The organism is Roseateles subflavus (assembly GCF_030285365.1).
GTDB lineage: Bacteria > Pseudomonadota > Gammaproteobacteria > Burkholderiales > Burkholderiaceae_C > Roseateles_B > Roseateles_B subflavus.
In genome coordinates this window covers 581,232-594,605 of the sequence record NZ_JASVDS010000003.1, presented here as the reverse complement: position 1 = coordinate 594,605, position 13,374 = coordinate 581,232, and the positions used below count along the sequence as shown (strand labels likewise).

The window sequence follows — 13,374 nt, the reverse complement described above, 5'->3', positions numbered from 1 at the left end:
AAGGGTCAGGGCGCGGGCGCGCAGGCATCGGGGCCGAGGGCCTGTTCGTAGGTCTGGAGGTAGGCGCGCACGACCGCGTCGAGCCCAAAGCGTGTTTGTACCTGCTGGCGGCCCAGCGCGGACAGCCGGGCATAGGTCGCCGGCTCGCTCACGCGTTCGAGCGCGCGGGCGATGTCGGTGCTGTCGCGCACGTCACACAGGCTGTCCGGGGCCTGCACCACCCAGGGCACGGCGCCGCTGTGCGCACCCGCCACCACGGGCAGGCCCAGCGCCAGGGCCTCGACCAGCACCATGCCGAAGGACTCCTCCAGCGACGGATGCAGCAGCAGGTCCAGGCCCTCGAGGCGCCGCATCAGGACCTCGTGCGGCAGGGGGCCGTGGAAATGCAGCGCCTCCAGCGCGCCGGCCATCGCGGGCGTCCGGCGGCACCAGGCCTGGGCCGCGCCCTCCGGCTCGAACTCATGGCCGAACAGATGCAGCTCCATCGCCGGATCCTGGCGCCGGCGGCTCGCGAAGGCGAGCAGCGCCGGCCGGGCGTTCTTGCGTCGGCTCCAGCCGTGGCTGATCAGGGCGATGCGCAGGCAGGCCGGACGCTGGCGCTCGCGCCCCCGCGCCACGAGCGCGGCCTGCACGGCATTGGGCACCACGACGGGCGTGGCGCGCGCCAGCCCGGCCAGCGCCTCCTGCATGTAGGGCGACACGACGGTCAGGTGCCGCGCCCGGCGCAGGACCTCCCGCGCCATCAGCACCCGCAGCCAGCGATACAGGCTGATGGTCGGCTTGGCCCAGGTGTTCATGCGCGCCACCAGCAGCGGCGAGTCGTGGCTGGTGACGACCGTCGGGATGCCGCTGTCCAGCGCCGCCCATGCGAACTCGTAGGCCCAGTGGGCATGGACGACCTGCGGCTTCGCCTCGGCGATGGCGGCACACAGGCCTTGCCGTTCGAGGCGGTAGAGGTCGAGGATGCGGCCGGGCCGCCCCCCGGCCGGTCGCCACGCGCGGGGCCGGCAAGGCACGAAGTGGACGCGCAGGCCCGGCCAGCGCGTCGAGGAGAGGCACACCGGGCCCGCGTCGGGCGGCAGGTCCGCGCTGAGCGTGAAGACGCTCACCCGCAGTCCCGCCTCCAGCAGGCCCTGGATCAGGGTCGCCATCAGCGGCGCGCCCTCGTAGCCGCGGGGCAGATCGCCCGGAGGCCTGCCCATCAACGGGGCCAGGTCTTGCCCCGCGACCGGCGCGCAGAAGCCCAGATGCTGCACAACGGGATCACGCATGGCCATCCGCCCTCACCACCAGCGCGCCAGGGCCGGGACCCGGCTGCGCAGCAGGCCGTAGGCCGCGATCGGCCGCAGCAGGGGCCGGGCCAGGCCCAGCGCCAGCAGGCCGGACAGCGCGCCCGCCAGCACGGCGATGGCCAGGCCCGCCCCCGGCGTCCCGTCCTGCCACGCGAGGGCCGTCCGCACGCCGCCCCACACGAGCCCGCCCATCCCTGCCACAGCAAGGTGCACCCGCGCCACCTCGCGCCACCTCAGCTGGAGCACCGGCACCAGCAGCACCAGAAAGGCGAGCCAGCGCAGCGCCTCGACGGCCAGGACCGCCCACACCACCGCTGTCATGCCCCGCGGCAGGGCCAGCCAGACCGCGCCCATCAGCAGCACGAGCGCCGTTCCCTGCAGCAACAGCTTGGGGCGCAGCAGCGCGAGGGCATCGCACACGACACCGGCGACATGGCACATGTACAGAAAGGGCACGCACAGGGCCAGAGCGCCCACGAGCGGCACGGCGTCCTGCCACTGCGGGCCCAGCATCACGGCCACGAGCGGGCCCGCCGCCGCGGCCATGCCGAGGCTCAGCGCGGCCCCGGCCAGGCCGATGCCCAGCACCCCGAGCAGGAAGCCCTGGCCCACCTGCTCCCGCTGGGCCTGCGCACTGCTGAACAGCGGGAACAGCACCCGCCCGAGGATGCCCGCCACCTTCTCCGTGGGCAGGTTGGTCAGCAGGCGGGCGCGACTGTAGGTGCCCAGGGGCGCGTCGCCCAGCAGGCGGCCGATGAGCGTGGTGTCGACATTGAAGCTGAGGAACTCCACGAAGCTGACCAGCGAATGCGGTGCACCGTAGCCCAGCAGGCCGCGTACATCGCCGCGCAGGCTGGGACGCCAGTCATGGCGCGCGACCGAGCAGGCCAGCACCAGGCTGAGCCCGCTCTGCGCCAGCGTGGCGCCCACCAGGGCCCAGACCCCGGCGCCGGCCCAGGCCAGGGCCAGGCCCACCGCCCCGTAGCCGATCACATAGGCGGCCAGGTCGATCAGGGCCAGCGCGCGGAACTGCAAGCCGCGCCGCAGCAGGGCCAGCGCCACGGTCGACAGGCCCTGCAGCAGGAAGTTCAGGGCGAGCACGTCGAGAATCCCGGCCAGGTCCGGGCGGAGGAAAAAGCGGGCGGCCAGCGGCGCCAGCAACCAGGTGAGGCCGACGCAGACGCCCGACACGAGCAGGCTCAGGCCCAGGCCCAGGCGGATGTCCTGCCCGGACAGCTCGGGGCGCTGGACCAGCGCGGGGCCCAGGCCCATCTGCGCGAAGTAGTCCAGGAAGCGCAGGCCGATCAGCGCCATGGCCATGAGGCCGAAGTCCGCGGGCGTGAGCAGGCGCGAGAGGCAGGCCATCAGGCCGATCTGGGCGAGGACGCTGGCCGCCATGCCGAAGGCACCCCATCGCATGCCGCTGAGGACCACGCCCGCCCGGCTGCTCATGGCAGGACCCATCGGCCGTCCGGCGGCGCCACCGCGGGGCCGGCGCGGCGCAGCGCGGCGATGCGGTCCAGGCGCTGCGTGAGCCACCGGCGCAGCGGCGGCAGCAGCGGCCGCTCGAAGGCCCTCACCACGAGCCAGGCCAGGCCGAGGGCGGCGCAGGCCACGCCCGCCACCGTCGCCCCGGCGCTGCCCAGCCACAGCTCGCGCATCAGCACGAAGCCGAGGTCCTCGTGCAGCAGGTACAGGGGGTAGGTCAGCGCCGCCAGCGCGGCGCCGTGGCGCAGGCGAAGCCAGGGCAGCCGGCCCAGGGGCACGGCCATCACCAGGAGCGCCATCCCGCTGACGGTCAGGGCGGCGAGGACCCCCTCCGCCATGCCGTGCTGGGCGTACTTGCCATACTGCCGCGCGACGATCAGCGACAGCATGGCGGCGAACAGCAGCCAGGCCTCGCGGCGGCGGCCCTGCGTCTGAAGCCAGGCCGCGCCGCCCAGGATGAACCACGGGGCCTGCGACAGCACCAGCGCCTGCCGCAGCGGGCCCAGCGCCACGCCGGCGGCGTCCAGGCCCACGAAGACCGCCCAGACGCCCAGCCAGCGCGGGTAGTGGTGGAACTGCCGGCACACCAGCAGCAGCATCACGAGGAGGTAGAAGCGCATCTCCACCAGCAGCGACCAGTACACCCCGTCGACGAACTCGACGCCCAGCACCCGCTGCAGGCACAGCAGATTGGCCAGCACCTGCAGGCCGTCAAGGGACCGGTACCCCTCGCCGGCCCACAGGATGCCGCCCGCCGTGAGCAGCACCGCCAGCCAGTAGGTGGGCATCAGCCGCGTGAAGCGCGAGGCTGCGAAGGCGGCGGGCCGGGCACCGTTGGCGCTGTGGGCGATGACGAGGCCGCTGATGAAGAAGAACAGGTCGACGCCCAGGGCGCCCAGCCGGGAGACGGCATCCCAGGCCGCGAAGCCGTAGACGTCCCCATGCTGCCCATGCCAGCGCGAGCCCTGGCTGTCCGTCCCGAGGTAGTGGAAGGCCATCACCAGGCAGGCGGACAGGAACCGGAGGGTGTCGAGCTCCCCCCAGTGCCCGCCCGATGCGGCCGGGCGGCGCTCGCTCATGCCTGCCCTCGGCGGAAATCCGCCCAGGCCCGGGCGATGCCCTCGCGCAGGCCGGTGCTGGCCGACCAGCCCAGCGCCTGGATCCGCGACACATCCAGCAGCTTGCGCGGGGTGCCGTCGGGCTTGCTGGCATCGAAGACGATGCGCCCCTCGAAGCCCACCACCTGCATCACCGTCTCCGCCAGCTCGCGGATGCTCACGTCGGTGCCGGTGCCGATGTTCAGCAGCGGACCGTCGTAGCCCTGCTCCATCAGCAGCACGCAGGCCTCCGCCAGGTCGTCGACGTAGAGGAACTCGCGCCGCGGCGTGCCCGAGCCCCACACCACGAGCTGCTCGTCACCGCGCACCCGGGCCTCGTCGGCCTTGCGGATGAGCGCCGGCAGCACGTGGCTGCTGGCCAGGTCGTAGGTGTCGCCCGGGCCGTAGAGATTCGTCGGCATCACGCTGATGTACTGCCGGCCGTGCTGGCGGCTGTAGCTCTCGGCGAGCTTCACGCCCGCGATCTTGGCGATGGCATAGGGCTCGTTCGTGGGCTCCAGCGGGCCGGTGAGGAGGTACTCCTCGCGGATGGGCTGCGGGCAGTCCCGCGGGTAGATGCAGCTCGAGCCGAGGAACTGCAGGCGCTGCACGCCGGCGCGGTGCGCGCCATGGATGAGGTTCAGCTCGATCTGCAGGTTCTGGAAGAGGAAGTCGGCGCGCTCGGTGTCGTTGGCGAGGATGCCGCCCACCTTGGCCGCGGCGATGAAGACGTAGTCCGGCCGGTGCTCGACGAGGTAGCGGTACACCGCCGCCTGGTCGAGAAGATCGAGCTGCGCGCGGGTGCGCGTGAGGATCTGGGTGTAGCCGCGCGCCTGCAGCCGGCGCACGAGGGCCGAGCCGACCATGCCGCCATGGCCGGTGACGAAGATGCGGGCGTCGCTGGGAATGCTGTGCATGGCGGCCTCCGGAGCGGGGATCATTCGTGCGCGTCGTAGGCCGGGAAGCCGGCGCTCTTGACGAGCTCGTCGCGCCGCGCCGCGCTGTAGTCGGCGGCCATCATCTCGCGCACCAGGGTCTCGATCGACGTGGTCGGTGCCCACCCCAGGCGTTCGCGGGCCTTGCTGGCATCGCCCAGCAGCGTCTCGACCTCCGTCGGGCGGAAGTAGCGCGGATCGACCCGCACGATCACATCGCCCACCCGGCAACGCGGCGGCGGGCCCTCGACGGCGGCGATGGCGCTCACCCGCGCCACCTCGTCCAGCCCCTCGCCCTCGAAGGCCAGCGTGAGGCCCAGCTCGGCGGCCGCCAGGGCGATGAAGTCCCGCACGCTGTGCTGCACGCCGGTCGCGATGACGTAGTCGTCCCCCTGCGGCTGCTGCAGCATGCGCCACATCGCCTCGACGTAGTCGCGGGCATGGCCCCAGTCACGCTGCGCCGAGAGGTTGCCGAGGTACACGCAGTCCTGCAGGCCCAGCGCGATGCGGGCCAGCGCCCGCGTGATCTTGCGGGTCACGAAGGTCTCGCCCCGGACGGGGCTCTCATGGTTGAAGAGGATGCCGTTGCTCGCGTGCAGGCCGTAGGCCTCGCGGTAGTTGACGGTGATCCAGTAGGCGTAGAGCTTGGCCACGGCGTAGGGGCTGCGTGGGTAGAAGGGCGTGCGCTCGCGCTGCGGCGTCTCCTGCACCAGCCCATAGAGCTCGGACGTGGACGCCTGGTAGAAGCGCGTCTTCGTTTCCAGGCCGAGCATGCGGATGGCTTCCAGCAGGCGCAGCGTCCCGAGACCGTCGGCATTGGCCGTGTACTCGGGCATCTCGAAACTCACGGCCACGTGGCTCATCGCGGCCAGGTTGTAGACCTCGTCCGGCTGCACGCGCTGGATGATGGAGATCAGGTTGCTGCTGTCCGTCAGGTCCCCGTAGTGCAGGATGAAGCGCTGGTTGTCGACGTGCGGGTCCTGGTAGAGGTGGTCGATGCGGTCCGTGTTGAAGGACGACGCCCGGCGCTTGATGCCGTGCACCTCGTAGCCCTTGCCCAGCAGCAGCTCGGCCAGGTACGCCCCGTCCTGGCCGGTGACGCCGGTGATCAGCGCTTTCTTGATGCTCATGTGTGTGCCTGCGAAGCGGAGGTGGGACAAGGTTCAGCCATGGCCGCGCCCCAGCAGGCGACGCCGCGCCGCGGGGTCCAGGGCCTGGGCCCAGTCGCGGATGAAGCCGGCGTGCAGCGCGAAGCCCTGGGCATTGTCCGCGCTGAGCGAGGACACGCGCACGAGCACGCCGTCGGGGATGAGGCCGCGCAGGCCGTAGCGCAGGGCGGCCCAGCGGTGCGGGTAGCCGAAGGAGGTCAGCTCGTCGCCCACGACGACCCAGTAGCTGATGGGCTCGTGCCGGCGCCCCTGGCTTGCCACGAGGCGCTTGAGCGGCAGCGGCCCGCCGGCCAGCGGCACGGTCGCATCGAAGACGTCCTGCTCCAGGCGGAAGCCCTGGGCCGGGTAACAGATCTCCGGGCGGTGGATCATCATGCCCTTGTGCTGGTTGCGCCCGTAGGCCAGGCTCAGCATGACGAGCTCGCGCTGCGGATTGCGGAAGCTCAGCGCCAGCACCTCGTCGTAGGTCTCGGCCAGGACCTGCTGCTGCTGGGGATTGGGCACCAGGGGCACGATGGACGGATCCAGCTGCCAGGCCCCGAAGCGGGTGGGCACCAGCTGGGCGAGCGGCACGCGGGGTTCCTCGTCGGCCAGGAAGCGGCGCGGCCGCGCCTGCTCGGCGAGCACGGCCGTCCCGCCCATCGCGGCGGCCACCAGCAGGGCCCGGCGCTGCGCGTTCATGGCCAGCCCCGCCAGCGTCCGAGGCGCCCCAGCAGGCCGTCCGCGGTCATGATCAGCAGCAGCGCCGCCAGCATCAGCAGCAGGCCGGCAAAGCCGTGGATGAAGCCCTGCCCGGCCGCGTCACCAAAGTGGTAGGTGACGAGCACCAGCACCAGCACCCGCAGCACATTGGCCGCGAAGGAGATGGGCACGACCAGCAGCGCCAGCACGGCATTGCGCCAGACGGCCGTGTGCTTCACGACGTGCATGTAGAGCAGGCCCAGCGCCTCGAGCGTGAAGAGCGAGTTCAGGCCGGCGCAGGCGTCCGCCACCAGCAGCTGGTAGGGGCCCACGGTGAGGACAACCCCCGATTGCCCGACGGGATAGCCGACCCAGTACAGCAGCTGGCTGGCGACGCCGGAGACGGCGATCTTCAGCGGCGTGGTGAGCGCCAGCGTCCAGTCACCGGGCCAGGGAATCATGAAGAGCAGGAAGCCCAGCGGAAAGGCGGCCGCCCGCAGACCGCGCCAGCCGAGGAACGCGAGCACGAGGCCGGCCAGCACCAGCACCTGGGCGCCGATCTCCAGCGTCCAGATCGCCTGGGAGCGCCCCAGGACGAAGGCGGCCAGCCCGAGCAGCAGCGGCAGCAGGCCCCAGCGCGAGCCGGCCGAGCCGCGGGCATCGCCGACGGGGGGCAGCGCCCGCAGTCGGCTCGCCAGCAGCCACAGGCCCACCGCGAGGATCATGGGCGCGTGGCCCTGCTCGTCACTGGCCCAGAGGCCGCGCATCAGGTCCCGGTAGCTCAGGCCGAACAGCAGCAGCCAGCCCAGCGCCAGCCAGGCGAGCGTCGCGCGCGCGCCGGGCGGCGGCAGCACCGGGGCATGCCGGGCGCTGCGGGAGGCGGCGTCGGCCGGGCTCACGTGCCGTCGCCTCTCAGTGCTCGTTGAGGATCACGCCCAGGATCTCGGCCGGGCTGTGGTCAAAGCTCCCGACCAGCGCCTGCAGCGAGGCCAGGCGCGACGCGTGGCGCCTCGCCAGCACCACGGCGGCGCCCGCGCGGGCGGCGATGACGGTGCCGTCGGAGCCGAGGGCGGCGGCGGGGGTGTCGATCAGGACGTGGTCAAAGCGCCCGAGCAGGTCCCGCAGCAGCAGGCCGAAGGCGGGCCGCTCGACGAGCTCCAGCGGGTTCGGCGGCGGCGTGCCCACCGGCAGCACGAACAGGCTCGGCACGCCCGTGACCTGCCGGATCACGCCCTGCCCGGCGCGCCCCGAAAGGATGTCGGCCAGGCCCGTGCGGCCGCCCTCGCCTTCGAGGTGGAAGAGCTCGTGCTGGCGCGGGCCGCGCAGGTCGGCGTCGATCAGCAGCGTGCGCCCGCCCAGCTGGGCCAGCGCCACGGCGAGGTTGGCGCAGAAGAAGCTCTTGCCATCGCCCACCTCGGGGCTGACCACCGCCAGGGCGCGGCGCTCGCGGCCCTCCTGCTGCAGACGCATCAGGAGCTGGCTGCGGGCCGCGCGGAAGGCCTCGGCCTGCACGCCGAAGGGCTGGCTCAGGCTGACCAGCTCGGGGCTGGGCGCCGGGCCGGCACTGGGCGCCAGCGGGTACTGGAACTGCTGGGCGAGCGCGAACAGCACGTCGTCGGTGCTGGCGAAGCCCAGCTTCACGGCGGCATCGCCGAAGCGAAGGCCATGTGCTCGCTGGTAGGCCAGCACCTGCTCGACCTGCTCGGCGCTGAGGTTGCGCGTCTGACTGATCAGCGCGCCGATGGACGGCTCGCGGGCGGGGCCGTCGGGGGACGTGATGTTCAGGTCGCTCATGTCGAGACTCCCGTCGCGCGGCCTGCAGCCGGACCGCGCCCGGCCCGGCGCCGCCACCAGCGGCGCGGCCCCGCGGACTCGCGGGCCGGGATCACCACCAGCACCGGCAGCCCGGCGAAGGCGGCGATGTCCTGTGCCGTGCGGACGCGGCGGTCCAGCAGCTCGTGGGCCACGGCGGCCAGGAGGCCTGCGAACGTGCCGAGGAAGACGCCCATCAGCAGGTTCAGGTAGGTCTTGGGCGAGGACGGATTCAGCGGCACCTCCGCCTGCGTCAGGATGTTGACGTTGGACAGCGTGGTCTGGCTCTCGAGATTGGTCTGCGTGAGCCGGGTCTGGATGGCGTCGTAGGCCCGCTGGGCGTTCTCGACGTCGCGCAGCAGCACCGAGCCCTCGTCGCGCACGGCCTTGAGGCGCAGCAGCTTGCCGCGCTGCGCCTCCAGCGAGGCCCGCACGTCGGCCTCGCGCTGGCGGTTGATGGAGGCGGCCACGCCCACGCCCCCGGTCACGCGCTTCACCTCGGTCTCGATGCGGGACTTGAGCTCACCGATGTTGGCGCGGGCCTCGACCACCTGCGGGTGGTTGTCGCCGTAGCGCGCGTTGAGCTCCTGCAGCTTGGCCTCGGCCCGGCTGAGGTCGGACTTCAGGCCGCCGATCACCGGGTTGACCAGCACCTCCTGAAGGCGATCGCCCGAGTTCACGGCCTGGTTCTGCCGGCTGGTGGATTCGGCGGAAATCGCCTGCAGCGTCACCAGCTGGGTGGAGAGCTCGTTCAGGCGGCTGTTCTCGACGTCCAGGCGCTCGTCGGTGGCGATGATGCCGTTCTCCTTCTGGAAGGCGGAGAGCTTGGCCTGCGCAGCTTCCAGGCGCTCGCGCGCCTCCTTGGCGCGGGTGTCGAAGAAGCTGCGGTACTGGCGTGCGGGATCCACCTTGAGGTCCAGCGTGACCTCGATATAGGCCTGCACGAAGGCATTGGCCATGTTGGCCGCGATGCGCGGATCGGGCGCCTTGTACGACACCTCGATGATGCTGGACTGCGCGGACGGCTTGACCTCGAGCCCCGGCCGCAGGGACTCGGCGAGCCAGCTGTCGATCTTGCCCTCGCCGCGGGTGGCGTCGAGCCACTTGGCCCGGACGCTGGGGTCGTCCGCCAGGCCGGAATTGCGCACCACGCGCTGGGCGACGCGCTCACTGCGGATCACGTCGACCTGCGTCGCGATGTAGGCCGGCGTCACGGCGCTCTGCATGAGCATCGCCGAGACCGGGTCGGGCTTGACGTCCGCCACGACCGAGGCCGTCGCGGTGTAGCGCCGGGGCGTGGCGAGCGTGGCCACCACCACCACCAGCAGGAGGCCGGCGAAAACGATGGCGGCGGTGCGCCAGCGCGCGATGAGGATGGGGATCAGCTGCGACAGGTTCACCGGCGGTCCTCAGAACAGGCTCTCGCGCACATAGACCACATCGCCTTCCTTCATCGACTCGTCCATGTCGGGGCGCAGGATCTGGATCTTGCCGTCGGGCAGGCGGCGGTGCACGGTGATGCCCTTCTGCGTGCCGCGCTGCGTCGTGCCGCCGCCGGTCGCCAGCAGCTGCATCAGCGTCATGCCGCGCTCCAGGCGCATCGAGCCGGGCCGGTTGACCTCGCCGTAGATGTAGACCATGGGCGCACGGTCGACCCACAGCACGTCGCCGTTCTGCACGATCACGTCCTGCTCTCGGCCCTGCGTCGCGAACAGGCTCGGCAGGTCGATCTCCAGGCGGTAGGGCTTGCCCTGTCGACGGCCGCTCAGCACGATGAGGTCGGAGCCCGCCAGCGCCACGCCGCCGGCCGCCGCCAGCAGGTCGGACAGCCGGGTGTCGCCCATCTCGAGCGGGTAGCGCCCCGGGCGGTTGACCATGCCCAGCACGCTGGCCTGGTTGCCGCGCACCTGCAGCACCACGATGGTCACGGTGGGCTGCTTGACGAAGTTGCCATTGCGCAGGCCGTCGGCGATCAGCTGCTCGGCCTGGCTCAGGCTCAGACCACCGAGCTTGACGCTCCCCAGCAGCGGATAGGACAGCGAGCCGCTCTCGGAGACGCGGGTCTCGAGCGTGAGGTCCGGGTTCTGGTAGACGTTGATGCGGATGGCATCGCCTGCCGCGAGCCGGTACTCCGGCGCGGAGGCGGTGGCCGACGCTGCGGAAGCCGGGGTGCCGGCCCCCGGGACGGGCGCCTGCGCCAGCGCGACGGCGGGGGCGGAGGTCGCGAGGATCAGGGCGCAGGCCCGCAGCAGGGAGCGCCTCATTTCAGCCCCAGGCTCTTGGCGACGTCGCTGGCCGGCACGGCCGGCGCGGAGGCCGCCTCGCCTGCCGACGCCGCGGACGCCGCCGACACCACGGCGGCCGGGGCAGATGCCGGGTCGGCCGGCCGCCCGGCGAACTTGCCCAGGTATTCGATCCGTGCGGTCTGGCGCAGGGCCTTCAGGTCCTTCTGGATGGCCTCGGCCTTGCGCTGGTTGCTCAGGAACGCCTCCACCGCCGGGCGCGCGGTGGCCTCGTCCACCGGATTGGCGCGCGAGCTGGCCAGGTGCAGCAGCTGCAGCCCGGTCGGCGTGACCTGCACGGCCGTGTCGCCATCCTTCATGCGGGAGATCGTGTCGAGGCTGTTCATCGGCAGCTGCTCGGCCGGGCGCACCGCCTCGTTCACATTGAAGCGCACGCCGGCGCTCTTGAGGTACTCCGCGAACTCGCCGAGGCTGCGGGCCCCCTGCAGGTGCTGGCGCAGGCTCTCGAACTGCTCGGGCGAGGCCTCGATGCTCATTTCCTGCAGGCTGTAGACCCGGCGTTCCTTGAACAGCGCCGGCTTCTCGTTGTAGAACTTCGCGATCTCGTCAGCGCTTGGCTTGCTGACAGAGTCCCCGATGCGCTCGGCGTAGGCCCGCGCCAGGATCTCGCGCTTGGCCAGCTCGATCTGCTGCACGACGCGCGGATCCCGGTCCAGCTTGAGCGACTGCGCCTGCTGCACGGAGAGTTCCTGGTCGATCAGACGCTCCAGCACCTGGCGCGAGAGCGCCTCGGCCTGCTTCTCCCCGAGCCTGGCCGTCAGGCCCGGCTGGCGCTGCAGCTGCTGGTTGATCTGGTGGACGGTGATCTCTTCCTTGTTGACCTTGGCGGCGGCCTGCGTCACGCCATCCTCCTTGCTGCCACAGGCCGCCAGCAGGGCGGCCAGGGCCACAGCCGTGCTGCCAGCCCGCATCAGGCGGAGAGGGAGGACCCGTTGCTTCGTCGATTTCATAGCGCTCCAAACCTTGCTGCACCCCAGCGTGCACCGCCCGACCGACGCGGCCGGGCGCATGCGCCCGACACCGCAGATCCGGCGGCAGCCGCGAGGGCATGCCCGGCTCCGCCCTGGGCGGCCCGGCGTGTACGGGGCGAGTGTAACGAGGCTTGCAGGCGCCGCCGGGCAGTTCAGCCCCCCTGGCGCCCGGCAGAACTGCCGATATTTCGCGACTTCGCGTCCGGGATCAGGCCGACATCAGCAACGGATGCCGACATGCAGCGCCACCACGCCGCCGCTGAGGTTGTGCACATCCACATGGCCGAAGCCGGCCTGCTTCATCAGGGCCTTGAGCTCGGCCTGGCCCGGGTGCATGCGGATGGACTCGGCCAGGTAGCGGTAGCTCTCGGCGTCGCCGGCGATCATCTGGCCCAGGCGGGGCAGGATCTTGAAGCTGTACCAGTCGTAGGGCTTCTGCAGCGGCGCGGCCACCTTCGAGAACTCCAGCACCAGCAGGCGGCCGCCCGGCTTGAGCACGCGGCACATCTCGGCCAGCGCCACGTCCTTGTGCGTCATGTTGCGCAGGCCGAAGGCCACGCTGACGAGGTCGAAGCTGGCGTCCTTGTAGGGCAGCTTCTCGGCGTCGCAGAGGTTGGTCGGCAGGACCAGACCCTCGTTCAAGAGGCGGTCGCGGCCGGTGCGCAGCATGGCCTCGTTGATGTCGGTGTGCACGACCATGCCGGTGCTGCCCACGTGGCGGGCGAAGGCCCGGGACAGATCGCCCGTGCCACCGGCGATGTCCAGCACGCGATCGCCTTCCTTGAGATTGGCGACGGCCACGGTGTAGGCCTTCCAGGCGCGGTGCAGGCCCATGGACATCAGGTCGTTCATGATGTCGTAGCGGGAAGCCACCGAGTCGAAGACGCCGCGCACGCGGCCGGCCTTCTCCTGCTCGTCAACGGTCTGGAAGCCGAAATGGGTGCTGCTCATGGGGGTCTCGATCAATGCGGAGGTCGGGATGGAGCGTCGGTGCTCAATGGCTGGCGCAATGGCCGCCGCCCTTGGGGGCCATCGGCGCGTCACGGTCCAGGCCGGCGGCGGCCAGGCGGGCCAGGTGCTCGGCCCAGAGCTCGTCCTGGCGCAGGCCCAGCTCGTAGAGGTAGTCCCAGGTGTACAGGCCGCTGTCGTGCCCGTCGGAGAAGCGAGGCTGCACGGCGTAGTGGCCGACCGGGCTCAGGGCCTCGATCAGCACCTCGCGTTTGCCCGTCTGCAGGACTTCCTGGCCCGGGCCGTGGCCCTTGACCTCCGCCGAGGGGCTGAGGACGCGCATCAGCTCGAAGGGGATGGAGAAGCGGGCGCCGTCATCGAAGGCGATCTCCAGCCGGCGGGACTGCTGGTGCACGGTGAGTTCGGTGGGCAGGGGGCTTGCTGCGCTGAGGCCAGCCATGGGAAGGAGGGAGTCGGTCCTAGGGGGTCCCAGTGTAGCGGCTGGCCCTGCAGGCGGGGCAAAGCCCGGCCGGCGGCAGGGCTGGGGCGGGCGGGCCAAGCGCCCGGGGCGCATCGGGGACCCACAAAAAAAGGGCCCCGCGCGAGCGGGGCCGAAGAGGAGGGATCCGCAGGCCTGCGCCGATAGGCGCTGACTTGCAGACGAAGCATCGCCCTTCG

General features: G+C 71.8%; 13 protein-coding genes. All 13 read right to left on the bottom strand.

Translation table 11 applies throughout. The annotated features are described in order from the left end of the window. Nucleotides 1–5: 5 nt before the first annotated feature. Nucleotides 6–1,271 (bottom strand): glycosyltransferase family 4 protein, encoded by a 1,266-nt coding sequence (locus QRD43_RS13670; RefSeq protein ID WP_285983021.1) that lies wholly within the window; start codon nt 1,269–1,271, stop codon nt 6–8. Between the two features lie 12 nt (nt 1,272–1,283). Then, nucleotides 1,284–2,744 (bottom strand): lipopolysaccharide biosynthesis protein, encoded by a 1,461-nt coding sequence (locus QRD43_RS13665; protein ID WP_285983020.1) that lies wholly within the window; start codon nt 2,742–2,744, stop codon nt 1,284–1,286. Then, a complete protein-coding gene (locus QRD43_RS13660) occupies nt 2,741–3,859 on the bottom strand; it encodes an acyltransferase family protein (RefSeq protein ID WP_285983019.1) in 1,119 nt (372 codons plus the stop codon). The genes QRD43_RS13665 and QRD43_RS13660 overlap by 4 nt, the downstream gene beginning before the upstream one ends. Then, nucleotides 3,856–4,794, bottom strand: coding sequence for a GDP-L-fucose synthase family protein (locus tag QRD43_RS13655; protein WP_285983018.1), 939 nt, complete (start codon nt 4,792–4,794; stop codon nt 3,856–3,858). Before QRD43_RS13655 ends, QRD43_RS13660 begins: the two co-directional genes overlap by 4 nt. Nucleotides 4,795–4,814: 20 nt before the next feature. Then, nucleotides 4,815–5,942 carry a GDP-mannose 4,6-dehydratase gene (gmd, locus tag QRD43_RS13650; RefSeq protein ID WP_285983017.1) on the bottom strand — a complete coding sequence of 376 codons (1,128 nt, stop codon included), beginning with the start codon at nt 5,940–5,942 and terminating at the stop codon, nt 4,815–4,817. A gap of 33 nt (nt 5,943–5,975) precedes the next feature. Beyond that, nucleotides 5,976–6,662 (bottom strand): exosortase-associated protein EpsI, B-type, encoded by a 687-nt coding sequence (gene epsI / locus QRD43_RS13645; protein WP_285983016.1) that lies wholly within the window; start codon nt 6,660–6,662, stop codon nt 5,976–5,978. Next, on the bottom strand, nt 6,659–7,561 hold the full coding sequence (gene xrtB / locus QRD43_RS13640) for an exosortase B (RefSeq protein WP_285983015.1): 903 nt from the start codon (nt 7,559–7,561) through the stop codon (nt 6,659–6,661). The genes epsI and xrtB overlap by 4 nt, the downstream gene beginning before the upstream one ends. Before the next feature lie 13 nt (nt 7,562–7,574). Further along, entirely contained in the window at nt 7,575–8,456 is an 882-nt protein-coding gene (locus QRD43_RS13635; protein WP_285983014.1) for a polysaccharide biosynthesis tyrosine autokinase, read from the bottom strand. Then, nucleotides 8,453–9,874, bottom strand: a complete 1,422-nt coding sequence (gene epsF, locus QRD43_RS13630; protein ID WP_285983013.1) for a chain length determinant protein EpsF — start codon at nt 9,872–9,874, stop codon at nt 8,453–8,455. Before epsF ends, QRD43_RS13635 begins: the two co-directional genes overlap by 4 nt. 9 nt (nt 9,875–9,883) lie before the next feature. After that, entirely contained in the window at nt 9,884–10,738 is an 855-nt protein-coding gene (epsE, locus tag QRD43_RS13625) for a polysaccharide export protein EpsE (protein ID WP_285983012.1), read from the bottom strand. Next, complete coding sequence (locus QRD43_RS13620; protein ID WP_285983011.1) at nt 10,735–11,727, bottom strand: EpsD family peptidyl-prolyl cis-trans isomerase; 993 nt, start codon at nt 11,725–11,727, stop codon at nt 10,735–10,737. The genes epsE and QRD43_RS13620 overlap by 4 nt, the downstream gene beginning before the upstream one ends. A 240-nt stretch (nt 11,728–11,967) precedes the next feature. After that, on the bottom strand, nt 11,968–12,699 hold the full coding sequence (gene ubiE / locus QRD43_RS13615; RefSeq protein WP_285983010.1) for a bifunctional demethylmenaquinone methyltransferase/2-methoxy-6-polyprenyl-1,4-benzoquinol methylase UbiE: 732 nt from the start codon (nt 12,697–12,699) through the stop codon (nt 11,968–11,970). 43 nt (nt 12,700–12,742) lie between these two features. Then, nucleotides 12,743–13,156, bottom strand: coding sequence for a gamma-butyrobetaine hydroxylase family protein (locus tag QRD43_RS13610; RefSeq protein ID WP_285983009.1), 414 nt, complete (start codon nt 13,154–13,156; stop codon nt 12,743–12,745). Nucleotides 13,157–13,374: the final 218 nt, after the last annotated feature.

Coding starts and splice junctions, on each gene's coding strand:
- epsE (WP_285983012.1), bottom strand. CDS start 10,738: ATGAGGCGCTCCCTGCTGCGGGCCTGCGCCCTGATCCTCGCGACCTCC.
- QRD43_RS13665 (WP_285983020.1), bottom strand. CDS start 2,744: ATGAGCAGCCGGGCGGGCGTGGTCCTCAGCGGCATGCGATGGGGTGCC.
- ubiE (WP_285983010.1), bottom strand. CDS start 12,699: ATGAGCAGCACCCATTTCGGCTTCCAGACCGTTGACGAGCAGGAGAAG.
- gmd (WP_285983017.1), bottom strand. CDS start 5,942: ATGAGCATCAAGAAAGCGCTGATCACCGGCGTCACCGGCCAGGACGGG.
- QRD43_RS13635 (WP_285983014.1), bottom strand. CDS start 8,456: ATGAGCGACCTGAACATCACGTCCCCCGACGGCCCCGCCCGCGAGCCG.
- QRD43_RS13655 (WP_285983018.1), bottom strand. CDS start 4,794: ATGCACAGCATTCCCAGCGACGCCCGCATCTTCGTCACCGGCCATGGC.
- QRD43_RS13670 (WP_285983021.1), bottom strand. CDS start 1,271: ATGCGTGATCCCGTTGTGCAGCATCTGGGCTTCTGCGCGCCGGTCGCG.
- QRD43_RS13610 (WP_285983009.1), bottom strand. CDS start 13,156: ATGGCTGGCCTCAGCGCAGCAAGCCCCCTGCCCACCGAACTCACCGTG.
- QRD43_RS13620 (WP_285983011.1), bottom strand. CDS start 11,727: ATGAAATCGACGAAGCAACGGGTCCTCCCTCTCCGCCTGATGCGGGCT.
- QRD43_RS13660 (WP_285983019.1), bottom strand. CDS start 3,859: ATGAGCGAGCGCCGCCCGGCCGCATCGGGCGGGCACTGGGGGGAGCTC.
- epsI (WP_285983016.1), bottom strand. CDS start 6,662: ATGAACGCGCAGCGCCGGGCCCTGCTGGTGGCCGCCGCGATGGGCGGG.